The 513-nt window shown below is 50.3% G+C and carries 1 protein-coding gene and 1 pseudogene; both read left to right on the forward strand.

Features of this window, described 5'->3' with window-relative positions:
• Positions 1 to 215: pseudogene (locus R8O11_RS31370) on the forward strand (cytochrome c oxidase subunit I); the annotation flags it as partial.
• 20 nt (positions 216 to 235) lie between these two features.
• Positions 236 to 513: cytochrome c oxidase assembly protein (locus R8O11_RS31375; RefSeq protein ID WP_318195410.1), on the forward strand; the 278-nt coding region annotated here is incomplete at its 3' end.

Below are 513 nucleotides of genomic sequence, written 5' to 3' on the forward strand. Positions count from 1 at the left end.
ACGCGATTCAATTTGCGGATGTGAACCAAATCGTATCCATCGGCGGCTTTGCCTTTGGTTTGTCGCAACTGATTTTCTTGTGGGTCGTGATCAAATGTATTCGTGGCGGAGAGAAAGCGTCGGCCAAGCCTTGGGAGCGTGCAGAAGGATTAGAGTGGACTGTGCCAAGCCCTGCGCCTCATCACACCTTTAGTACGCCGCCTAAAGTGGATTAACGGAACGAGAGGCGAAGAACATGGCAGAAAAATCATCCCACAAAAAGCTCACGATAAAGTTAGTGCTGGCCACTTTTGCCATGTTCGGGTTCGGTTTTGCGCTCGTGCCGCTCTATGACGTGATGTGTGATGCGTTAGGCATCAACGGTAAAACCAGTGATGTTGCAGCGATTCAACCTACGGGGATGCAACCCGATTTGAGCCGGACGATTCGTGTGGAGTTTATGGCACACGTCAACCCAGATATGCCGTGGGAGTTTAAGCCGAAAGTCATTTCGATGAATGTTCATCCAGGTGA

Source organism: Vibrio sp. 1288 (genome assembly GCF_033344475.1).